The sequence below is a fragment of the Candidatus Amarobacter glycogenicus genome (genome assembly GCF_016704105.1).
GTDB lineage: Bacteria > Chloroflexota > Dehalococcoidia > Tepidiformales > Tepidiformaceae > Amarobacter > Amarobacter glycogenicus.
Genome location: NZ_JADJAT010000022.1, coordinates 244,963 through 266,570 on the forward strand (window position 1 = coordinate 244,963; position 21,608 = coordinate 266,570).

22 protein-coding genes are annotated in these 21,608 nt (G+C 65.9%); 18 read left to right on the forward strand and 4 right to left on the reverse strand.

What is annotated here, in order from left to right; genetic code table 11:
* The first annotated feature begins 108 nt into the window (after positions 1-108).
* The 11 genes from IPG14_RS18690 to IPG14_RS18740 all read left to right on the forward strand — a co-directional run bounded on the left by IPG14_RS18690 (position 109) and on the right by IPG14_RS18740 (position 12,910).
* A complete protein-coding gene (locus IPG14_RS18690; RefSeq protein ID WP_343385453.1) occupies positions 109-762 on the forward strand; it encodes a ribonuclease domain-containing protein in 654 nt (217 codons plus the stop codon).
* Positions 763-792: 30 nt separating this feature from the next.
* Positions 793-1,125 (forward strand): barstar family protein, encoded by a 333-nt coding sequence (locus IPG14_RS18695; protein ID WP_343392797.1) that lies wholly within the window; start codon positions 793-795, stop codon positions 1,123-1,125.
* Between the two features lie 150 nt (positions 1,126-1,275).
* Positions 1,276-2,913 carry an NAD(P)/FAD-dependent oxidoreductase gene (locus tag IPG14_RS18700; RefSeq protein ID WP_343392798.1) on the forward strand — a complete coding sequence of 546 codons (1,638 nt, stop codon included), beginning with the start codon at positions 1,276-1,278 and terminating at the stop codon, positions 2,911-2,913.
* Positions 2,914-2,959: 46 nt separating this feature from the next.
* Positions 2,960-4,456, forward strand: coding sequence for a helix-turn-helix transcriptional regulator (locus IPG14_RS18705; protein ID WP_343392799.1), 1,497 nt, complete (start codon positions 2,960-2,962; stop codon positions 4,454-4,456).
* Between the two features lie 256 nt (positions 4,457-4,712).
* Positions 4,713-5,306 carry a 50S ribosomal protein L9 gene (gene rplI / locus IPG14_RS18710; protein ID WP_343392800.1) on the forward strand — a complete coding sequence of 198 codons (594 nt, stop codon included), beginning with the start codon at positions 4,713-4,715 and terminating at the stop codon, positions 5,304-5,306.
* A gap of 84 nt (positions 5,307-5,390) precedes the next feature.
* Positions 5,391-6,785, forward strand: coding sequence for a replicative DNA helicase (gene dnaB, locus IPG14_RS18715; RefSeq protein WP_343385448.1), 1,395 nt, complete (start codon positions 5,391-5,393; stop codon positions 6,783-6,785).
* A gap of 17 nt (positions 6,786-6,802) precedes the next feature.
* Positions 6,803-7,504, forward strand: coding sequence for a DnaD domain protein (locus IPG14_RS18720; protein WP_343392801.1), 702 nt, complete (start codon positions 6,803-6,805; stop codon positions 7,502-7,504).
* Positions 7,428-8,822, forward strand: coding sequence for an ATP-binding protein (locus IPG14_RS18725; RefSeq protein ID WP_343392802.1), 1,395 nt, complete (start codon positions 7,428-7,430; stop codon positions 8,820-8,822). Before IPG14_RS18720 ends, IPG14_RS18725 begins: the two co-directional genes overlap by 77 nt.
* A gap of 34 nt (positions 8,823-8,856) precedes the next feature.
* A complete protein-coding gene (locus tag IPG14_RS18730) occupies positions 8,857-9,528 on the forward strand; it encodes a DUF4352 domain-containing protein (protein ID WP_343392803.1) in 672 nt (223 codons plus the stop codon).
* Between the two features lie 229 nt (positions 9,529-9,757).
* Positions 9,758-11,854 (forward strand): hypothetical protein, encoded by a 2,097-nt coding sequence (locus tag IPG14_RS18735; RefSeq protein ID WP_343392804.1) that lies wholly within the window; start codon positions 9,758-9,760, stop codon positions 11,852-11,854.
* 234 nt (positions 11,855-12,088) lie between these two features.
* Positions 12,089-12,910, forward strand: coding sequence for an isocitrate lyase/phosphoenolpyruvate mutase family protein (locus IPG14_RS18740; RefSeq protein ID WP_343392805.1), 822 nt, complete (start codon positions 12,089-12,091; stop codon positions 12,908-12,910).
* 3 nt (positions 12,911-12,913) lie between these two features.
* On the opposite strand, the gene IPG14_RS18745 is transcribed toward IPG14_RS18740, so the two are convergent.
* From IPG14_RS18745 to IPG14_RS18755, 3 genes are read right to left on the reverse strand one after another with little or no spacing between them, the layout of a single operon-like run.
* Complete coding sequence (locus IPG14_RS18745) at positions 12,914-13,393, reverse strand: NUDIX hydrolase (protein ID WP_343392811.1); 480 nt, start codon at positions 13,391-13,393, stop codon at positions 12,914-12,916.
* A gap of 41 nt (positions 13,394-13,434) precedes the next feature.
* A complete protein-coding gene (locus tag IPG14_RS18750) occupies positions 13,435-13,890 on the reverse strand; it encodes a molybdenum cofactor biosynthesis protein MoaE (protein WP_343385441.1) in 456 nt (151 codons plus the stop codon).
* A 4-nt stretch (positions 13,891-13,894) separates the two neighbouring features.
* Positions 13,895-14,140 carry a MoaD/ThiS family protein gene (locus tag IPG14_RS18755; RefSeq protein WP_343385440.1) on the reverse strand — a complete coding sequence of 82 codons (246 nt, stop codon included), beginning with the start codon at positions 14,138-14,140 and terminating at the stop codon, positions 13,895-13,897.
* A gap of 50 nt (positions 14,141-14,190) precedes the next feature.
* Here IPG14_RS18755 and IPG14_RS18760 point away from each other — a divergent pair, with 50 nt between their 5' ends.
* The 7 genes from IPG14_RS18760 (at position 14,191) to IPG14_RS18790 (ending at position 20,911) form a co-directional block, all read left to right on the forward strand.
* Positions 14,191-14,892, forward strand: coding sequence for a ComF family protein (locus tag IPG14_RS18760; protein ID WP_343392806.1), 702 nt, complete (start codon positions 14,191-14,193; stop codon positions 14,890-14,892).
* Positions 14,893-14,986: 94 nt separating this feature from the next.
* Positions 14,987-15,976 (forward strand): MoxR family ATPase, encoded by a 990-nt coding sequence (locus IPG14_RS18765; protein WP_343385438.1) that lies wholly within the window; start codon positions 14,987-14,989, stop codon positions 15,974-15,976.
* Positions 15,977-16,054: 78 nt separating this feature from the next.
* Entirely contained in the window at positions 16,055-17,002 is a 948-nt protein-coding gene (locus IPG14_RS18770) for a DUF58 domain-containing protein (RefSeq protein WP_343392807.1), read from the forward strand.
* Positions 16,999-17,889 (forward strand): hypothetical protein, encoded by an 891-nt coding sequence (locus tag IPG14_RS18775; RefSeq protein WP_343388302.1) that lies wholly within the window; start codon positions 16,999-17,001, stop codon positions 17,887-17,889. Before IPG14_RS18770 ends, IPG14_RS18775 begins: the two co-directional genes overlap by 4 nt.
* A complete protein-coding gene (locus IPG14_RS18780) occupies positions 17,889-18,827 on the forward strand; it encodes a VWA domain-containing protein (RefSeq protein ID WP_343388301.1) in 939 nt (312 codons plus the stop codon). The genes IPG14_RS18775 and IPG14_RS18780 overlap by 1 nt, the downstream gene beginning before the upstream one ends.
* The gene (locus tag IPG14_RS18785) at positions 18,824-20,611 is read left to right on the forward strand and encodes a VWA domain-containing protein (protein WP_343392808.1); all 1,788 of its coding nucleotides are present in this window, start codon (positions 18,824-18,826) and stop codon (positions 20,609-20,611) included. Before IPG14_RS18780 ends, IPG14_RS18785 begins: the two co-directional genes overlap by 4 nt.
* A gap of 54 nt (positions 20,612-20,665) precedes the next feature.
* Positions 20,666-20,911 carry an Lrp/AsnC ligand binding domain-containing protein gene (locus IPG14_RS18790; RefSeq protein ID WP_343385433.1) on the forward strand — a complete coding sequence of 82 codons (246 nt, stop codon included), beginning with the start codon at positions 20,666-20,668 and terminating at the stop codon, positions 20,909-20,911.
* 18 nt (positions 20,912-20,929) lie between these two features.
* Here the strand turns inward: IPG14_RS18790 and IPG14_RS18795 are convergent, their stop codons facing one another.
* The gene (locus IPG14_RS18795; protein ID WP_343392809.1) at positions 20,930-21,430 is read right to left on the reverse strand and encodes a YajQ family cyclic di-GMP-binding protein; all 501 of its coding nucleotides are present in this window, start codon (positions 21,428-21,430) and stop codon (positions 20,930-20,932) included.
* Between the last annotated feature and the right edge of the window lie 178 nt (positions 21,431-21,608).

Below are 21,608 nucleotides of genomic sequence, written 5' to 3' on the forward strand. Positions count from 1 at the left end.
GTCCGCTTTCGCACACGGCGATTTCGGCCCCCCGGCGATTCGGTGTAGGCTGGCGGACACCGTTGTCCACCCGGGGGCGCCGGAGAACCGTTAAGGGGGCATCCAGCGATGAGCGATTCCCACGCGGACGCACAGAAGGCCGATGCATCGGCCACCTCCCACAGTCATGTTGCTGCCCCGGCGGTCGAACTCCCGGGCATGGAGGTACCGCTGCTTTCCGGAAGCCTCCAGCGGACGGTTGCTCGCCTTGCGGGGACAACCGCCTCATCCCGCGGCCTCACTCCGGCCTCGCTTCGTGGTCTCCAGCGCTTCGCCGGCAACAGCGCCGTGGCGAGGCTTGTTCCCCTGGTTTCAGAGCCGGTAACCACCGCGATTTCCGCCGAAACCGTGCAGCGAGCGGTGTACAAGGAAGGCGGAAAGAACGCGGTCGCCATCCCGGCGGAAGCCCGCGGAGTTGCCGGTTGGGTGACCAAACCAAGTGTCCAGGCGGGCGGAAGGAATCACATACCGGACATCCAGGGTCGGGGTTTCCCCGGATTCAAGAAGGGTAAGGACGAGTACGCAGGGGGCCGCGTTTTCAACAACGACGCCATGCCCGATGGCGCCCGGCTCCCCCACGTTGCCGGCCAGACCTATCAAGAGTGGGACACGATCCCCTGCCTCGCCGGTCAGGGCCGCGGCGCCGACCGCATCGTTACCAGTAGCGATGGCACCGCGTACTACACCAACGACCACTACAAGAACTTCACCGAGCTCAAGTAGCCCGGCCTGGGCTCAATTGGAGTACCCGCCATGGTTTCTGTCGAAATCGACCTCACCCGCGTGAAGGACATGGATTCCTTCCATGCCGAGTTCGCCCGCGCAATGGGCTTTCCCGCCTTCTATGGCTCGAACATGAACGCCTGGGAGGACTGCATGTCGGACCTCTCGAAGCCGGGTGCCGTGGGGATGACCAAGATCGAAGTGCCCCGCGGCGAAGACCTGGTCCTTGTGCTCAAAGGCGCAGTGGGTCTCCGCGAAAGCCATCCGGCCGTGTTCGCCTCGCTGCTCAACTCCACTGCCCACGTGAACCGCGGCAAGATGACCATCCCCGGGTCGTCTCGGCTCCTCCTCCTCCCGGTCTGACGCGAGTCATGCCTGGGGAGGTTTCGCGTCGCTGCGCCGTTGCCGAACGACCTCCGCACGATAGTCGGAAAGCCCCAGCCCTCCATGTTGCGGCGGAGGCCCGGCGAATGTCAGAATCCGGCCCCAGCCACACCAACGCGAGGATTCCCCATGTCCGAAGCTGCCGCACCAGTCCGCACCCTTGACGCGCTCATCGTTGGCGCCGGTTTCGCCGGCCTCTACCAGCTCCTCCGGCTCCGTCGGGCCGGCTTCACCGCCCAGGTCATCGAAGCCGGCGACAACGTAGGCGGCACCTGGTACTGGAACCGCTACCCCGGCGCCCGCTGCGACATCGAAAGCCTCGAATACCAGTACGGCTTCGATGAAGCCCTCCCGCACGAGTGGCAGTGGTCCGAGCGCTACGCCACCCAGCCCGAGATCCTTCGCTACATCAACTGGGTCGCCGATCGCTTCGACCTCCGCAAGGATGTGCGGTTCGAGACGCGCGTCACTTCCGCCCACTTCAACGAAGCGACGAACCGCTGGCTCGTCACGACCGACAGGGGCGACGCCTACTCGGCGAAGTTCTGCGTCATGGCCACAGGCTGCCTCTCCGCGGCGCGCGTGCCCGACTTCAAGGGCCTCGATAGCTACAAGGGCGAGTGGTACCACACGGGCGAGTGGCCGCACGAAGGCGTCGACTTCACCGGCAAGACCGTCGGCGTCATCGGCACCGGTTCCTCCGCTATCCAGTCGATACCGCTCATCGCCGCCCAGGCGAAGCACCTGACCGTCTTCCAGCGGACCGCGAACTTCAGCGTCCCCGCGCACAACGGCCCGATCGATGAGGAATACAAGGCGAAAATCCTTCAGGACTACACGGCTTTCCGCCGGGCCGCCCGGGCTTCGCAGGGCGGCGTTGTCCGAGCCCCCGCCGAAAAGTCCGCTCTCGAAGCCACGCCCGAAGAGCGCCAGCGCGAATTCGAGATCCGCTGGGAGATCGGCGGCTTCGCTATCGGTGGCGCCTTCATCGACCTCGCCATCAACGAAGAAGCGAACGCCACAGCGGCCGAATTCGTGCGAAGTAAGATCCGCCAGACGGTCAAGGACCCGGCCACGGCCGAGCTCCTCTGCCCTCGGGACTACCCCTTCGCAACAAAGCGCCTCTGCGTCGATACCGGCTACTTCGAGACCTTCAATCGTGACAACGTCAGCCTGGTCGACGTGAAGAACAACCCCGTGGCCGAAATCACCACTACCGGCCTCAAGCTGCAGGATGGCACCGCCTACGACTTCGATGCGATCGTCTTCGCCACCGGCTTCGACGCCATGACGGGCGCCCTCTCGAAGATCGACATTCAGGGTCGCGGCGGGCTCAAGCTCAACGAGAAGTGGGAGCACGGCCCGCGCACGTACCTGGGTCTCCAGGCCGCCGGCTTCCCGAACCTCTTCACCATCACCGGGCCTGGCAGCCCCTCCGTGCTGAGCAACATGATCGTCTCTATCGAGCAGCACGTCGACTGGATCACCGATTGCCTTGAGTACCTGCGAGACCACGAGACCGCCACCATCGAAGCGACAACCAGGGCAGAAGACGAATGGGTCGACCACGTAAACACCGTGGCGAGCTTCACCCTCTACCCGAAGGCGAACTCCTGGTACCTCGGCGCGAACGTGCCGGGCAAGCCCCGCGTCTTCATGCCGTACATCGGCGGCGTTGGGAACTACGCCCAGAAGTGCGACCAGGTGGCGAAGGAGGGCTACGAGGGCTTCGCCCTCGATGCGAAGGAGCCGGTGAGCGCGCGTTAAGCGGCCGGGTAGGGAAATTCGCGAGGTCCGCCGCTAAAGTGGCGGCATGGCATCTCCTTGGAGTCGACGGCAGCGCGGAAGGCCTCCCTATCCCCTGCTGACGCCAGCGGAAGAGCGGGTGCTTGCGCACCTCCGCCGTGGTCTGACGAACGCCGAAATCGCCGTGCGGCTGGGCGTCTCGCTCGATGCGGTGAAGTACCACGTCTCGAACATGCTCGGGAAGCTGGGGCTCCAGAACCGCGAGCAGTTGGCGGAATGGCGCGAGCCATCGCGTCCGCGGCGGATGTGGGCGGGAATACCCGCCGTGGTGAAGATCGGACTGGTTACCGCGGCGGGCGTCGCGGTTGTCGCCGTTGTCCACGCGTTCGCGACACGTACCGAGCCAGAGTCGGAGACGCTCTTCCAGGGCCTCGTGACGGTCGGATTCGATGGGGCGCCCGCGAACGGCCCATCCCGGAACGCTCACCTCTCCACCGACGGGCGCTACCTCGTTTTCGAATCCGATGCGTCCAACCTCGTAAAGGACGATCGAAACGGTGGCACCGATGTATTTCGATTCGACCGGCGGGAAAGGAAGCTCCAGCTCCTTACCGACCTCGCACCGGGCTCAGCCTCGGCGGTGTCGTCCTCCGGGCCATCGGTTTCGGCGAATGGCGATGTCGTGGCGTTCATCGTGGCGGGAGCCAATCCCTTCTTCGGAGGCATTCGACTTTGGGAGAACGGCACGTCGGGCCTCCGCAACTTCAGCGATGTCCCGACGCTTGTCGCTTCGGTTTCGCCGCGAGGGGACCTCGTTGCGGCCGTACAGCTGGAACAATCGGCCGCACAAACGCTCGCCATCCTGGAGGTGCGCGACGTTCGCTCGGGAGACACGGTTTGGAGGACGCCGCTTGAACCGGCGCTCGATGCCGGAACCCCGGGATTCTCAAGCGACGGGCGTTGGCTGGTCTTTGCGGCGTCATCCGTCCCGGAAGCGAGATGCGAGCCCCTGCTCCGGGAAGTGCTGATTGGCGATTCAGTGAACGCATTGCCGGTCGCAAGGCCCTTCGTCCACGACTTCCTGACCGGGGAAACCTGGTGCCCATCGATCACTCCCACCGATGGCACAGTCATCGTGGATTTCGGCATCGCTGCGGTTTCGGGCGACGCAGCAGCGTTCGCATTCATGAGCGGGGAGACAGTGGCGGGCTCCGGTGGCACACGCATCCTGGGTGCCGGACTGGTCATGGTGTCGTTGGCGACGGGCGAAGTACTGGGCACCCTCGCGTCTGCGGACCTCTCGTTTTGCTGTGGCGGACCACCCGCGATCGCTGGCCGAACATTGGTCTGGGGCCCGTACCGGAAGGCCGGGCTCGACTACTTCGATCCTTTCCCGGATGCCCTTCCCGCTACGGTGGTCACTCCCGGCCGGTTTGCGCCAGGGACAGCGAAATACTTCGGCCCTGCTCTCTCGGGCGACTCACGAAGCCTGGCGTACGGCGTCGAAGGCCACGACATCCAAACCGGCGCGACGCTCGGCGATCTCTACGTGTTTTACCGCTGACCGGCAACGACGGTGGCCCAGGCCGCTGGCCGGATTCCTCGCGCACACTTGCCAGGACACGACACGATTTGTCGCGATCACCCGGTATCCATAACCCGTGGACTCCGTACAGGAACTATCAAGGATCGCCCCACGCGACGATAACGGATGGAGCAGCTATCCTTATTCGTCTACGGTGCCCCCGGGATCGCACCGGGCGGGCACACTCACCCCGCCGTTTGTCCCGCCGGGGCTATCCCTACTTGGAGTCCAGGTCATGAAAGTCGTCTTTTTCGAAGACGTAGAAGGCACCGCGCAGGTTGGCGAAGTGAAGGAAGTCAAAAACGGCTTCGCTCGCAACTTCCTCCTGCCTCGCGGCGTCGCAGGTTCAACCTCGAAGGATAACCTCCAGCGTGCGAATTCCCTCGCCCAGAAGGAAGCCCGCCGCCAGGAGAAACTCGATGGCGAAGCGCGCGGAGTCGCCGGCAAGCTCGATGGTTACACCGTCACCATCGAAGCCCGAGTCGGCGAAACCGGCCACCTCTTCGGCTCCGTCACCAATCGTGATATCGCCGAACAGCTGACCGCCAGGGCCGGCGTCGAAGTCGATTCCAAAATCGTCCTTCTCGCCGAGCCCATCCGCGAAATCGGCCAGAAGCAGGTGACCATCAAGTTCACCCGCAACGTCACCTCCGAAGTGACCGTCGATGTGGTGCCGGACGAAGCATCGAAGCCCGTCGTCGAGAAGTTCCTCGCCGAGAAGAAGGCCCAGGCCGAAGCCGATGCGAAGATCGCCGCCGAAAAGAAGGCGCTGGCTGAAGCGAAGGCCGCCGAAGAAGCCGCTGCTGCCGAAGAGACCGAAGCCGAGTAACCAGGGAAAGGAGGAGAACAGGGACCGAGGCCATCCGCGCGCCCAGGCGCGCACCCGCGCTTTCCCCGGTTTCCTCCCCACCCTATGACCCTCGCGCCACTCGAACGTCTACCCCCGCACGACATCGAGGCAGAGGAGGCGGTCATCGCCTCCTTGATGGTCGATCCCCAGGCCATGATCGCCGTCCAGGGCATCCTCAAAGCCCAGGACTTCTTCCGCGAGAAGAACGGCTGGGTCTACGACTCCTGCCTCGCGCTCTGGAACCGCGACGAAGTGGTCAACCAGATCACCGTCGCCCATGAGCTTGCTACCCGCGACCGGCTGGAGGATGTCGGCGGCCAGGTCTTCCTCGCCGATATCATCCGGCGCCTGCCGACGTCCCTCGGCGCTGAGTTCTACGCCCGCATCGTTAAGCGCGACAGCACCTACCGCGGCCTGATCCATGCCGCCACCGGCATCCTCCAGATGGCCTATGAGGCCCCCGCCGAGATCGAACAGGTCTTTTCCAAAGCCGAAAACCTGATCCAGCGCATCCGCGGCGGCGAAAGCTTCCGCGACTTCGTCCACATTCGGCAGCTCCTCGATGCCTACCTCGACCAGGACCCCGACGAGATCGAGCGCATCGAACTCTCGGCCATCCGCACCGGTTTCACCGACCTCGATACGCTGCTCACGGGCCTAAAACGCTCTGACCTCGTCATCATCGGCGCCCGCCCGAGCGTCGGAAAGTCGAGCTTCGCCCTCGGTATCGCCCGGAATGCCGCCATCGAGCAGCGCGCCCATGTTGCCTTCTTCTCGCTCGAAATGTCGTCCGAACAGCTCGCAATCCGGCTCCTTTCAGCCGAATCCGGCGTCGATAGTAGCCGCCTCCGGTTGGGACAGAACACCGAGCTCGAAGAGCGCCGTGTCGTGGCCGCCGCCGGCCGCCTCTCGGAAGCCAACATCTGGTTCGACGACTCGCCGATGCTAACCGCCGCCGAGCTGCGCGCGAAGGCCCGCCGGCTGGCCGGCGAAGCGAAACAGCTCGACCTCATTGTCATCGACTACCTCCAGCTCATGCAGGGGGAAAGCCAGACCGGGCGCGAAAACCGTGTCCAGGAGATCAGTTACATCTCTCGCACGCTGAAGGGCCTCGCGCGCGAACTCGATGTCCCGATCGTCGCCCTCGCGCAGCTTTCGCGCGCCATCGAGAACCGCCACCCGCGCACTCCCATGCTCTCTGACCTCCGGGATTCCGGCTCCATCGAACAGGATGCCGACATCGTCATGTTCCTCAGTCGCGAAGAGCTCTACGTCACCCAGGAGCAATGGGCCCAGCAACACCCCGACCTCCCCGAAAGCGCCTACCCGAAGGGCGTCGCCCAGGTGAGTGTCGCCAAGCATCGCAACGGCCCGACGGGCTCCGTCGAGCTCCGCTTCCGCGATCGGTTCGCCAAGTTCGAAGACTGGGTCCTCCGCACCGATGACCTCCCCGAGTAACGCCCGGGAACCCGGCGTTGAACGACTTCACGGGCTTTCCCGGCATCGGCAAGGCGACCGCGATTCCGAACCTCTTCTTCTCGGCGGTCTTGCCCCGGCTGGAGTCTCCGGACGCCTTGCTCGCGTTTCTCTGGGTCAGCCGGTTGGCCCAGGCGCACCGTGGCGAAGCCCGCTGCGCGAGCGCCGCTGCCATCTGGGCCGAACCCGCTGCCCGGGCGAGTTTCGAAGCCTTCGGCGGCGGCAAGGCCGGCCTCGATTCCGGTCTCGCACGGTGCCTGGAGCTGCGTGCGCTCATCGCCATCCGTCTCCGCGGGGCCGGCGTCGATGAAGCCGTCTACTTCCCGAACGACCCGGTTTCCCGCCGTACCGTCACCCGCGTCCGGAGCGGCGAACTCAGCCTGCGCCCCGAAACGACAGTCGTTCCGCTGGAGCTCCCCGAACAGCGCCCGGGCATTTTCCGGCTCTACGAAGAACACATTGGTACGATCACGCCGATGGTCGGCGATCGGCTCGTCGAAGCCGAAGACCTCTATCCCGCGGAGTGGATCGAAGATGCGTTCCGCGAGGCTGCCGAACTGAACGCGCGCAACTGGCGCTACATTGAGAAAATCCTGAGGAACTGGGCCGAGGAGGGCCGTCCAAATGAAACGCCTGGGCGAGATTCTCTCGAAGACCGCAAACGCCGATATCTCGGAGGTGCGCTCAGGCCCGGGAACTGAGACCCCGCCGGAGGTCTCCAGTTGCCCGATCTGCAAGGGCGCCGGTTTCGTCCGCCGGTCGCTCCCTGTCGACCATCCCCGTTTCGGCAAGGCCGAGCCTTGCAGTTGTGTGATGAACGAGGACGAGCACGTCCGCCGCACGCGTCTCGAGCGCATGAGCAATCTCGGTTCGCTCACCCGCTTCACGTTTCAGAGCCTCGTGCCGACCGGACGCACCGGCGAGAGCGGCTGGTTCGAAGAGGCCTACAAGGCAGCCCGCGAGTTCGCAGAGGCGCCGTCCGGCTGGCTCGTGTTCAGCGGAGTCTCGGGTAGCGGGAAGACCCATCTTGCTGCGGCCATCGCGAACGACCGCATCTCCGCCGGCGAGCCGGTCCTCTTCATGGTCGTGCCGGACTTGCTCGACCACCTCCGCGCGAGCTACGAGCCCGATGATGACGACATTGGCTTCGACCAGCTGTTCGATCAGGTTCGCAATACTCCCCTCCTCATCCTCGACGATATCGATACAGGCGCCGGTACCGCCTGGGCCCGCGAGAAGCTACTGCAGGTGGTCAACCACCGCTACAACGCGAGCCTCCCCACCGTCTTCACCACTACCACCCGTCCGCAGCAGTTGGACGAGCGGCTTGCAACCCGCCTCTGCGATGAGGGCCTGTCCCGTGTCATGGTCCTGGATGCGGAAGTGCGCGGCGGCTATGCCCAGGTCGGAGGGATGACGCGCGAACGCATCGCCGAACACCAGTTCCGAACCTTCGACCTGCGCGTCGCAGGCCTTCACTCCGAAGAACGCGAATCGCTCGAATCGGCCTTTCGCGCCGCCATGGCCTATGCGGAAGACCCGAAGGGCTGGTTTGTGCTCCAGGGCGCCAACGGCTGCGGCAAGACGCACCTCGCCGCGGCCATCGCCAACCGCGTCCTCGCCGATGGCCGCGGCGTCTTCTTCGCAGTCGTCCCGGACCTGCTCGACTACCTGCGCGCGTCGTTCGCACCCGGCAAAGAATCCCCTTACGACGAACTCTTCGACCGCGTGCGCAACGTCGACCTCCTCATCCTCGACGACCTTGGCGCCCAGGCGACAACACAGTGGGCGCAGGAGAAGCTTTACCAGGTGGTGAACTACCGCCACGTCGCTGGCCTCCCCACGGTCGTGACAACCGACCAATCGCTGGACCGCCTGCAGGAGGCGCATCCCCGCATCGTCGCCCGTATAGCCGATCCCCATGCGGGGACGGTCGTCACGCTGCTCGCGCCGCACTACCGCCTCGGCCGCCAGCCCGACGCTCCCCCGGCCCGGGGAAATTACTCGCGCAGGCGTTGATCCCTACAACGCACGCTGCGCTTAGGATCGGGCCATGACGATGCCGCGGGCCGCAGGCCTGCTCGTTCTCTCGGTCCTGGTTTCCGCCGTCGGGATTATTCTTCTCGTCGCGCGGGTGCAGTCGGGAATCCTCAACTCGGAGATCGATTCGCGCTCCACAGGCGCGGGCGTGGGCGATAACCCCGCCACCCCGCAGGGCTCGATCTACGAGTCCGGCGGAAGCGCCGGAGCCACCATCACTGCCGTCATCCGCGAAGCCACCATGCTCTCCGCGACCGCGATTGCCGAGCTCACGCCCCGTCCTTCGAGGTCCGCCACGGCCGTCGTCGGGATGGTTGGGATCGGGCAAACGGTCGAGTTCAACGATTCACGCTACACCGTCCATCAGGTAGTCGACCCCGAGCCGCCTGGACTGTTCCAGACCGCTGTTGGCAACCGCCGCGTCGCAATCGAGGTCACCCAGGAAGCGATGACCGCGCGCCAGAGCTACTCCTTCGCCTCGTTCAAGCTCCTCGATGCCTCCGGGGTCGAGTACACCTGGGCGATCACCAACAGCACGCCGGGGTTCCAGTCGGGCCAGCTCCAGCCGGGAGAGTCGAGACGCGGGTGGCTCAGCTTTCAGGTGCCGGTTGGCGCCCGTGTCGCAGCGCTCGAAGTGACGGTCCCAGGGCAGGCGAAGGCCGTGCCGATCGTCTCGCTGAAGTAGCGATCCCGATCCCGGTCCTGGTTCAAGGCTCGATTGGGTCATTCCACGCCGGGGTGCCGCCTGGTCGCAGCCCCAGCGCGCCCTCGTCCGCTGGATCGCCCGGTTCCTCTCTGGCGGCTACGTCACGCCGAGGTTAAGGCGGGAGTGAAGGCTGCGGCACCCGCGAGCCCCAATCCGCCATCACCTGTCAACCGCCGGACATGCGCTCCGGCCGAGAAGGTGGTACCCGATGAAAGCCCTCGCTCTTTTCCTATTCGTCGCCACGCTGGCCGTCGCAACTGCCGCGTGCGCGCCTACGCCGGGCTCGCTCTCCGAAGCGGGGGCTTCCGCGCCGGGCGCTCTCCCCGCGGAAGTGGTCTGCGACGATGCGCTTTGTCTCGAACGCACCGTGAGCCTCCTCGATCTCCAGGATCGGCCCATCGACGAGAACGTCTTGAAGCTCTTCTCCGTGGCGGCCGACCCGGTGCGCAACCTGGTCTACGTCTCGGGCATCATGAGCCAGTCGATAGCCATCCTTGATGGCGAGACGGAGGAGTGGGTCGGCGTCGTCGACTCCGGCGTGGCAGTCCGCGCCCTCAAGTACCTCTACGTCGACCCCGAAGCGAACGACCTCTACGTGCTCGAGGCGAGCGGCGCTACCTTGCGCAGGATCGACCTCGCCACCGGGGCGATCGAGGGTCCCGTCGCTGTTGGCGGATTCATCGAAGGCCATCAGGCGTTCGTCGATAGCGAGCGCGGGCGGCTCCTGGTAGTCACCAAGGACAACGGAGTCCAGGCCTTCGGCGGCGCGACCTTCGGGCTCTTGTACCAGGAAAAGAGTTTGGGCGAGCGCACCGGCGCCATGGCGTACGACCCCACCCGCGACCTGGTCTACATGCTCGACACGCAGTCGACAGGGGCCCAGCGCCAGCTCCACCTGGTAGACCCGGCCACCGGAAAAGTGACGGCCGAGATCGCCTACGCTGCGCCGCCGAACGAACGCGCCGCCTGGCTCTCCTTCGATTCGACCACAGGCCGGCTCTTCATCGCGACCCCGCGCACGGTCATCGTGCTCCGCTCCGACGGTAGCCAGCTCTCGACTTTCCGGCTCCCCTCGAGCCAGACCGTCGAGGACGTCCTCTTCGACCCTACCTCCGGCAAGATCGTGGCCATGTCGCTCGAACGCCCGGAATCCGGCGAGGTGGCTGGCGTGGGCGGGGTGATGACGGTCTTCGACCCGGCGAACGGCCGCCAGGTCACGTCCGTTTCCTTCGGGCGTAAGCCCCACCAGATGACACTCAACACAGCGACCGGCAAGATCTACATCCCGAACGGCGACGCTTCCGTCGTCTGGAGCGTCGACACGTCCAAGTTCACCGGGGCCACGCCGCTGCGCCTGGGCGACAGTGTCGAACAGGTCGCCTTCGCGGGGAACGGGCAGTCCGTCTTCCTCAGCAGCCGGCTCGGTGGCAGCTACCTGGTGGAGTACCGCCCCGGCGACGGGACGTTCGAGACCTTCGAATCCGGCACATGGCCCATCCCGGTCCAGACGACGGCCGAAGGCGACAGGCTCCTCGTCCTCAACGCGTGGGACAGCACCCTCAGCGTGTATGACGCGGGCGATGGCCACGCTCTTCTCGGCAACATCGCGCTTGGCCTGCCCGATGGCAGCACCGACCGGTTGCCCGCGATGGCCATCGACTCCAGCCGCTCGCTCGCCTACGTCGCTTATCCAGAATTTGGCAGGGTCGTCGTGGTTGACTTCCGTAGCCTCAGAGTACTGTCGACAATCACCCTTGCGGGATTCAAGACGGGCGACACCGGCGGAGGCCCCGGACAGATCCAACTCGCCGTCGACGAAGCCGCCAACCATGTGTTCGTCCTCTGGTCGCAAAGCCAGAAACTCGAGGTCTATGACGGCAACGCCGGCTACGCGAAGCTCGCTGAGATGGGCAAGACCAGCCTGAACTGGAAGCTGGTGCCGCAGGATGGTGAGTTGCTGTTCTTCGATGCCGCCGCGGCACGCCTCTTTGTCGGTCCAATCGAGATCGATGCGGCGACCCTGAAGCCGACCGGTCGGACACTCGGCGCCGGGCTCCGAGTCTTCGCTGTCGACACGGAATCCGGCGAGTACTGGGCCAGTGCGACCACGAACAATAGCGGCGTCGTCAGTTACTCGGTCGCCGTGGTCGACCGCCAGACGCTGGCGACGCTCCACAGCGAACCTCTCCCGGGAACGCACGGGCTGGTTCCGGTGTTCGCCCTGGATGTGGCTCACCACCGTCTCTACGTCGGCCACCAGGTCGAGGCCGAGCTCGACATCTTCAGCGTCGGTGCCGCGCGCTAACGCTGGCCCGCTGCGCACGTGACGGTGACGCCTCCTGTCCCGGGGGCGTCACCGTCTGCGGCGAATCGCAGAACCGTGGCCAGGGAGTGGCGCTCGATGCCGCGCGGACGTGCGGATCATCGCGTTGTCCGGGCCCGGCGCGCCACTCCGTGGCCCAGCGAGACCCGGACTGGTTCGGGACAGCCTCGAGGTAGGCGGTGCATCATCGAGGGCACCATCCTCAGGAGTCCCGCCGTGCCTGCTCAGATCGACAAAGCCAGCTCGTTTCAGGCTCTGCACGCTGCCCCAGGATCGTTCGTCATCCCCAATCCGTGGGACGGCGGCTCGGCCCGGATCCTCGAGGCGCTCGGCTACAGGGCCCTCGCAACCTCCAGCGGCGCCAGCGCCGGAACTCTTGGACGCCGCGACGGCAAGATTTCCCGAGACGAAGCTCTCGCTCATTGCGAACTGATCGTGGCGTCGACTGATCTCCCGGTGTCCGCCGACCTCGAGAACGGCTTCGGGTCGACCACTGCCGACGTTGCCGAGACCTATCGGCTGGCTGCGGAGACTGGCCTCGTAGGGGCCTCCATCGAAGATGCGACCGGTGATCCTGGACAGCTGCTCTTCACCATCGAAGAGGCCACCGCTCGCGTCGCGGCGGCCGTGGAGGCAGTCCGTGGGCTGCCGTTCCACTTCACACTCACCGCCCGTGCCGAAGGGTTCCTGCGCGGTAACACCGACCTCGATGATGCGATTCGCCGCCTCAAAGCCTACGAAGCGGCAGGCGCCGACGTCCTCTTCGCTCCCGGCCTTCCAGACCTCGATGCGGTTCGCGCGGTTTGCAGGTCGGTTTCTCGGCCCGTCAACTTCATGGTCGGCGTGCCGCATCGTTCTTTCACCGTTTCCGACCTCACTGCGGCCGGCGTCAAACGCATTAGTCTCGCGACTTCGCTCTATCGTGCGGCGATGACGGGGTTGCTTTCGGCCGCCCGCGAAACGCTCGAACACGGCACCTTTGGCTACGTCGAATCGTCGGTCCCCGGCCGTGAACTCGCGGGCTATCTCCAGGACTGAGCCTTACGCGCCCTGCTTCGCCACCCACGCCCGCAAGGCCGCCTCGGTGCTGTCGAACGCGATCGTGTCCCATGGGATCTCGTGAGGGGCGAACCAGCCGATCTCGCTCGTCTCGTGACCGACGGCCGGCTCTCCGACAGCCACAGCCTCGTAGACGATCACCACCACCCCTGGCTCCACTCGTGTGAAGACGCCAATGAGTTCGAGGCCGGTCACTTCGAGTTGCACTTCTTCGAGTGTCTCCCGGATCGCCGCCTGCTCGGCGCTCTCCCCCACGTCCATGTAACCGCCGGGGAACACCCAGAATCCTCGCCGGGGTTCGATGTCACGCCGTCCGAGGAGCACCTTTCCCTCACGCACGGGGATCGTCCCGGCAACGGGGCGCGGATTCAGGTAGTGCACGAACCCGCAGTCCAGGCAGACCATCCGTCTCTTTGTGTCACCCTCGGGGATCGCCGAGGTCAAACGCTGGCCGCAATGCATGCAGTACCGGCTGAATGCGTGAGGGTGGCTCGCCAACCCGGCTAACCCTCCCGCATCGTCGCCGGCGCCTGCTGTAGCCCGAGCGACTCCGGACCTTCGACCCACGCCTCGCCGTTGTCCCAGACTTCCTTCTTCCAGACGGGCACCCGCTTCTTGATCTGGTTCACGAGCCAGTGGCCCGCCTCGAACGATTCGGCGCGGTGACCGGACGCCACCGCCACGAGCAGGCTCGTCTCGCCAATCTCCAGCCTGCCAGTCCGATGAAGGACGGCACAATCTTCCAATCCGAACTGCGCCTTCGCCTCTTCCGCGATTTCGCGCATCACTCGTTCGGCCATGGCCGGGTAGGCGTCATACTCCAGGTAGCCGACGGACCGGCCCAGGTTGTTGTCGCGAACCACTCCGAGGAACAGGTTCACGGCGCCGCTCGCGGGCGTCTGCACGGCGGCAATCGCTTCGTCCGGCTGAAGTACCGATTCGGTCACGCGGATGAGCATCGAACTAGCCTCCCGAAACCGGCGGTATCAGGGCGAGCGTCGAGCCCGGCGGTACCGGTTCCCATTCTTTTGCGTACTCCTCGTTCAGCGCGTAGAGCAGCGTGGGCACCGAGCTGGCGAGTTCCGGGAATCTTCCCAGGAGCCGGTCACGCACGCGCTCGACGGTGTCGCCCGGCTCGCTCGGCATCGTGAGCTTCCGCGTACCCGCCTTTTCGGCGACCGATGCGAACAGGAGTACGGTGATCTCCATCCCACCATTGTAGACAGCGCGGACGCTTTCCCGCCGCTAAACTCGCGGGCGTGATTCGCCGGGCCGCCAACGCCGCGCTCGATCTCCTCTACCCGCCCCGCTGTGCCGGTTGCGGCAAGTTCGATCTGCCCCTTTGCGCCCATTGCGCGGACCTGCTCTCCGAGGCCGCCGGCCAGGGACGGTGCCCCTTCTGCACCGCTGCCTGGGACGGCGATGGCAATTGTCCTCGTTGCTTTCACCTGCACGAACTCGAAGGGGTCCGCGCCGCGTTCGAAATGGCGGGGACAGCCCGGAACCTCGTCCACGCGCTGAAGTACCGCTACTACCGCGGCGTCGCCCCGATCATGGCCGAGGCCCTCCCGCCTCTGGCGGATGACCTCGGCATCGACCGGTACTATCCGGTCCCACTCCATCGGTCACGGGAGAAGCGCCGTGGTTTCAATCAGTCCGCCTTGCTCCTCACCCTCGCCGGTTGGCAACCTGCCCCAGGACTCCGGCGCGTCCGGAAGACCGAGCGCCAGGTTGGGCAGCGGCTCGGCGAGCGACGCGCGAACGTAGCCGGGGCATTCGAATACGACGGCCCCAGGCTCGACGGGCTCACCGTCGCCCTGGTCGATGATGTCGTCACCACCGGCGCCACCGTCATGGAGTGTGCCCGTTCCCTCCAGGATGCCGGCGCCAGGACCGTTTGGGCCCTCGCCTTCGCCCGCGCCAGCTATTCGCCCCAGACCGACGAACCGATTGACGATTGACTGTCCCTAACGGGCGAGGCGGAAAGTCGTTCATCGCGTCTTTACACCCCTGAAGTCTACAATTGCGACACTCTCTGAGCCCCCGGAGCAACGCTTGGCCGCAGGCGCCCTATCGCTCTCCCCACAGGCCGCGCTCGTCGCCGAGACCCTCGGCCGCGTCCGGGCCGAGGTCCACAAGGTCATCATCGCGCAGGAAGAGCTGATCGATCGGCTCCTTGTCGGGATGCTCTGCCAGGGGCACATCCTGGTAGAGGGCGTTCCGGGCCTCGCCAAGACGCTCACGGTTTCAACGCTCGCGAAGGCCCTCGACCTGAAGTTCGTCCGGATCCAATTCACGCCGGACCTGTTGCCCGCCGACCTGATTGGCACCGAGATATTCAACCAGGCCGATGGGCAATTCACCGTGCGGCGCGGTCCCGTCTTCGCCAACCTCGTCCTCGCCGACGAGGTGAACCGTGCTCCGGCGAAGGTCCAGTCCGCTCTCCTCGAGGCGATGCAAGAGCGCCAGGTCTCTATCGGCGGCCAGACGATGCCACTGGATGAGCCCTTCCTCGTGATGGCAACACAGAACCCCATCGAGCAAGAGGGAACTTACCCGCTCCCCGAAGCCCAGCTCGACCGCTTCCTCCTGAAGGTGAAAGTCGATTACCCCACGCGCCAGGAAGAACGCCAGATCCTCGAGATCGGCCTGAACGGCGCCACCCCCGCCGTCAACGTCGCGGCCCACGCGATGGACCTTGCCGCCGCTCGCCGGGCCGTCCAGGAGGTCGCCATGGACGAGGCCCTGAAGGAGTACATCGTCCAGCTGATCTATGCGACTCGCCGACCGGCGGCCTATCGACTTCCCGAATTAACGTCGCTCATCGGTTACGGCGCCTCGCCGCGTGCCAGCATCGCGCTCGCCCAGGCGTCCCGCGCTCACGCCTTTCTCCGCGGCCGCGCCTACACCACTCCTGACGATGTGAAGGCTCTCGCCCACGATGTCCTTCGCCATCGCATCGTCACGACCTACGAAGCCGAAGCGGAAGAACTCTCGACCGATGACATCATCGACCGCGTCCTTGCGGGCGTCGACGTCCCCTAGGAGTCCTCAGATGGCGGTCTGGCCTCGCCTTCGGTGCCCATGTCTCCTTGCCGCGGCAGTGACTTCCCGGCGCTCGCCATGAGACTCCCGTTCGCGCGGAAGAGTCCGCCGTACGATCCGCTTCGCCCCGGCGAACCGCGTCCCGGAAGCATCCCGCCCGAACTCCTCGATCGCATCCGCGCCATCGAAATCAAGGCTCGCCGCCTCGTGAACGATCTCTTCCTCGGCGAGTACCACGCGGTGTTCCGCGGCCGCGGAATCGAATTCGACGAACTTCGGCCGTACCTCCCAGGCGACGACATCCGCTCGATCGACTGGAAGGCGCTTGCCCGCACCGGGACTCCGATGATCCGCCGCTACCGCGAAGACCGCGATCTCACGGTGATGTTCGTAGTCGACGTGAGTGCGTCGCAGCGCGCCGGTTCACATCCACAGACCAAGGCCGACCTTGCCGCAGAGATCTGCGCCGTCCTTGCCCTCGCCGCAATCCGCAACAAGGATCGGGTGGGCCTCCTCCTCTTCGCGAGCAAGCCGGAGCGCTTTGTGCGCCCCTCCGGCGGCGCCACCCATGTGCTTCGCGTCGTCCGGGAGATCCTTTGGGCTCACCCGCGGACGTCGGGTACCGACATCGGCGCCGCCCTCGAATACCTCACAGGCGTCCAGCGCCGCCGCGCGACCGTGTTTCTCGTCTCGGACTTCCTTGCTGAAGTCGACCCGCGCCGGCTCCGAGCTGCCGCCCGGCGCCACGACCTTATCGCCATTCGCGTGCGTGAACCGATCGATGAGAATCTGCCCGACGCCGGGATCGTCACCATCCGGGACAGCGAAACCGGCCGGCCCGCTGAAGTCGACACCAGCAACAAGGAAGTCCGCGTGGCTTATGCCGCGCACGTCGCCGCACTGGATAGGGAGAGGCGCCTTGCCTTCGGCACGGTTGGGATCGATGAGATCGCAGTCGTTGTTGGGACCGATTACGTGCCGGCGCTCCTTCGCTTCTTCAGGCGCCGCACGGTGGGCGCGGCGTGAAGCGCCTCCCGCTCCTGCTGATGGCGGTCGTGGGGTTGGCCGTGCTCCCATCGACCCCTGTGCGCGGTGAAGACTCTGTCCGGCTCTCCCGCACCAACGCCCTCATCGGCGAACACCTGGTCATGGAAATCCGCGTCACCGCGCCCCCAAAGGCAACCGTCGAACTGACGCCGGGAACTCCCTCCTGGGCCGGCGTCGAACTCGTCGGCATCGATGATGTCACCCAGGTCCCCGGCGCCGATGGTGTTGTCTGGTATATCGCGGCTCGCATCGCCCCGTTCGCGCCCGGTACGGTGTCGTTCGCGCCATCCGTCGCCATCGTCGAGGGGTCCGAGGCGGTTACCGTTGAGCTGCCGCCTGTGCAGTTGACGGCCGTGGCAACCCTCCCTGCCGATGCTGAACTCGCCCTTTCGCCGTTGCCTCCACCGGTTGCGATTGCCGGGGCCGAGTCGCCGCTGTTCAAACCGGTCCTCGTTGCGGGCGGCCTGTTTGGCGCAGCGCTGCTCTCGCTCGCCGTCTGGCTGCTGCTGCGTGTCGCCGGCCGCCGCGTTCGAAGGCACGTGCCACTCGTTGCCGTGCCCGAAGCCCCGGCTTCACTCGAAGGCGCCGAACAGGTCCTCGATACCGACCCGGTCGCCGCCTACCGGCTGATGTCGTCGGTCGTGAAGAGCGAACTCGCCCGCCGCTACGGTCTGCGCGCGACAGCCCTCACCTCCAGTGAACTCCGCAGGCGGCTCGAAGCAGAGGGTGACCGCTGGCAAGCGCGCCTCGTCGGCGGCCTCCTCGAAGAGTGCGACTCGGTTATTTACGCGGGCTACCGGCCGGCCGCGGAACGCCGCCAGGCCGATCTCACGATGGCCCGCGAGATCGTCGAGGTGGCTGGCTGATGGAACTCGCCGAACCCCTCGCTCTTGCCCTCGCCTTGTTCGCTGTGCCGGTGGCTGTCCTGGCCCGCCGCAAACCCCGGGGCTACACCATCCCTTCCACGGGGGCCGTCGCTTCGTTACGCCCGACAGTGCGCCTCCGTGCGGCCAGGCTCCTCCCGGCTCTGCGGGTCGCCGCCGTCCTGATGCTCGCTGTTGCGGTCGCCGGTCCACGCCAGGGCGATGCCGACGCCGTCGTCCCGGGCGAGGGAGTCGATATCGCCCTGGCAATCGACATCTCGAGTTCGATGGATGCCCGGATCGCCCCCGGAAGGTCCCGGCTCGATGCCACGAAGGAGGTCGTCAGGGAGTTCATCACTTCTCGCGAGAACGACCGGGTCGGCCTGGTCGTATTCCGCCAGGACGCCCTCGCCCTCTCGCCGCCCAGCCTGGACTACGAGGCCCTCGACCGGATGGTTGCCAACATCGAGAAGGAAGTCATCCCGGATGGCACAGGCATCGGCGTCGCCCTCGCCGGAGCGCTGAACATGCTCCAGGACTCCACTGCGGCCAGCCGGATCGTCATTCTCCTCACCGACGGACAGCAGACTGCCGACTCCATTTCGCCCGAAGAAGCCGCCGAGCTCGCCATATCGCTCAAGATCCGTGTTTACACGATCGGCGTCGTCACCCGGAGCGAGCCCGGTCTCAACGAAGGCATCGCCGAGGAGCTGTTGACTGCCGTCAGCGACCGGACCGGCGCCGTCTACTTCGAAGCCGATAGTCCAGAAGCGCTCCAGGATGTCTACGACGAGATCGCTTCCCTGGAACAGAGCCGGGTCGGGCGGGCCTCCTTCGATAGCTTCACCGAATGGGCCCCGTGGTTCTCCATTGCGGCGGCCGCGCTTCTCGCCCTCGAGCTGGCGCTCCGCGGGACCTTCCTCCGGAGGACACCCGCATGAGCAGCGTGAGTTTCGCCAACCCCTGGATTCTCGTTGTCTTGCCGGTCATCCCGCTGGCGCTGGCCGTCTGGTGGCGGGGCACCGCCCGTGCCCGCGAACGAGCCCGGAGCCTTTCGCGCACCGGCAGCGCCCGGCCGCCATATGCCGCTGCCTGCCTGTTCTCTCTCGCTGCCGTCGCCGCCGTCGCCTCTGCCGCTCAACCGCGCTGGGGGACGCGCGAGAGTGAGGTTCCCCGGACCGGCGCCGACCTCGTGGTTGTCATCGACATCTCCCGCAGCATGGACGCCCGCGATGTCGCCCCGACCAGGCTCGAAGCCGCCAAGGAGACGGTTAACGCCGTCATGGACCGCCTCGGCGGCGACCGCGTGGGGCTCGTCGTCTTTGCCGGTGATTCGCGCGTCCGTTTTCCCCTCACCACGGACTTCGTTGCCGCTCGCCAGGTGGTCGATTCGCTCCAGACAGGTACCGTGCTCGTCCAGGCCGGCACCAGCGCAGCCCTCGGCCTCGAACAGGCCGTCTCCCTGCTCAGCGAAGACGCCGAGGCTGGCCGCGTCATCCTCTTGATCACGGATGGCGACGACCTCGGCGGCGATCCCGCCGCCGCGGCAATTCGCGTCCAGCAATCCGGCGCCGACCTCCTCGTCGCGGGAGTTGGCACCGCATCCGGCTCGATCGTTCCGGTCGTGGACCCGCGCACCGGCATCGAGGCGCCCAAGCTGGACGTCACGGGAGCGCAAATCGTGACGAAATTGAACGAGCCATTCCTGCGTGCGCTTGCGACCGCCGGTGGTGGGAGGTATGTGGGTTCGGACCTCGCGCTGGTCCCGGGCGCGGTCGATGGCCGCCTCCGTGCGCTCGAACGTTCGCGGATCGAATCCCGCCCGGCGATCCTCCCCGTTGAGCGTTACCAGCTGTTTGCAGGGATTGCCCTTGCATCGCTCCTCCTCGGCGCCCTGGCCGAACGTTTCGCGCGTTTCCCGCTCCGCGCTGGCGTCGCGCTGGCGGCCCTCGCGGTCATCCTCGGCGGCTGTGCGACGGAGAGCTACCGGGCGAACGAAGAAGGACGCAAGGCCATGGAGCGCGGCGACTACGGTCTCGCGGTCGAAAAATTCCTCGAAGTCCAGGTCGCACGCCCGGATGACCCGGCGGTCGCGCTGAACCTCGCCGCCGCCTACGCTGCCGCTGGCCGCGAGACCGAAGCGATCGCCGCCGCTCGGAGGGCATTGGCCTCCAACAATGCAGCCACGCGCGCCCGCGCTTACAGCTCCATCGGCCACCACCAGTTCGCCCTCGAACGCCTCAACGAGGCATTGGACGCCTTCCGCCGCGCCCTCCTCGATAACCCGGATGACGACGCCGCCCGCCACGACTACGAGGTCGTGCTCCGCCTCCTCTTTCCCGCCATCGAACCCACGCCAACACCACCGCCCCCGTCTCCCGGAACCGGTGGCGAAACGCCGGCGCCCCCGGCGAGCGCCAGCCCGGGGACATCGCCCGGGAGCGGAGGCGGTGTTCCCACCGGTGTGGCTGGCACGCCGTCCCCGGCGGGCTCCGGCTCGGGTGAGGGGACGCCTTCCGCTGGCTCTACTCGCCAGGCTTCGCTTGCCGAACTCGAACGCCAGCTTCGCGACATCGACCAGCAGGTCGCCCGGCTCCTCGAAGCTGCGGGCGAGACACCAACGCCGCAGCAGGCGCTCGAGATCCTCCGCATCCTCGCGGAACGCGCCGAAATCGCCAGCAAGCGTGACTCCCTCACCGGGGGCGGTGGGCCCCGGGACTACTGAAACCGGGAGCGGGCCGCCGATCTACCGTTCGAGGATCCGGTACACTCCACGGCCATGCGCGCTGTCTTCGTCATGATCAAAACCGAACCCGGCCACGCGACTGAGGTGGCCAATCGCGTCGCCGAGGTCGAGTCCTTCTCCGAGTGCTACAGCATCACCGGCCAATACGACCTGCTGGCGAAGCTCTACATTTCGGACGTCGACGGGCTCGGGCGGCTGATCGAACGTGACATCCACGCCATCCCGCACATCCGCGACACGTTCACAATCCTGACTTTCGAAGCGTTCGGCGCAGGGTAGGCGCCTCCCGGGACCGCCCTACCGGTAGTTTCCGAACTTGAGTTCGATCCCGTAATCCTGCGCCTTCAGGTCGGTGATCACCTGCTGGAGTTCATCGCGGTTGGGGCTGCTGATTCGCACCGCGTCGCCCTGGACTTGCGCCTGTGCCTTCTTGTATTTCTGGTCTTTCACGAACTTCACGATCTTCTTCGCGATGTCCTGCTCGATCGCCTGGACGAGCGTGACCTCCTGCCGAATCGTTCCCTGCGACGCCTTCTGTGCCGTACCCCGGACGAGGTTCTGCACCGGCACGTTCCGGGCGATGAGCCGCCCCTGGATAACCTGCCACATCGCTTCGAGCTTGTACTCGTCGGCCGCGTGCAGCCCGATCTTCGTCGCGTTGTGGTCGTAGTCGATCTCGGCAACCACGTTCTTGAAATCGAAACGGGTTGAGATCTCCTTCCGGGCCTGGTTCACCGCGTTCGCGACCTCCTGGAGGTCGCACCCGGTAGTGATATCGAACGTTTCGTCTTTCGCCATCAGTCAAGGATACGCGCCCCTGATCTCTCGCTGTAGCGGCCTCCGTTCACGATGTCTCGAAAGTCTCCATCTGCTCCCGCTAGACTATCCCCAACTGAGTCCGGCAAAGGCAGGCCACACCCCATGACCGACCTCGAACGTTCAAAGCGGCTGCGGCGGGAATACGACGAAGCCGTCA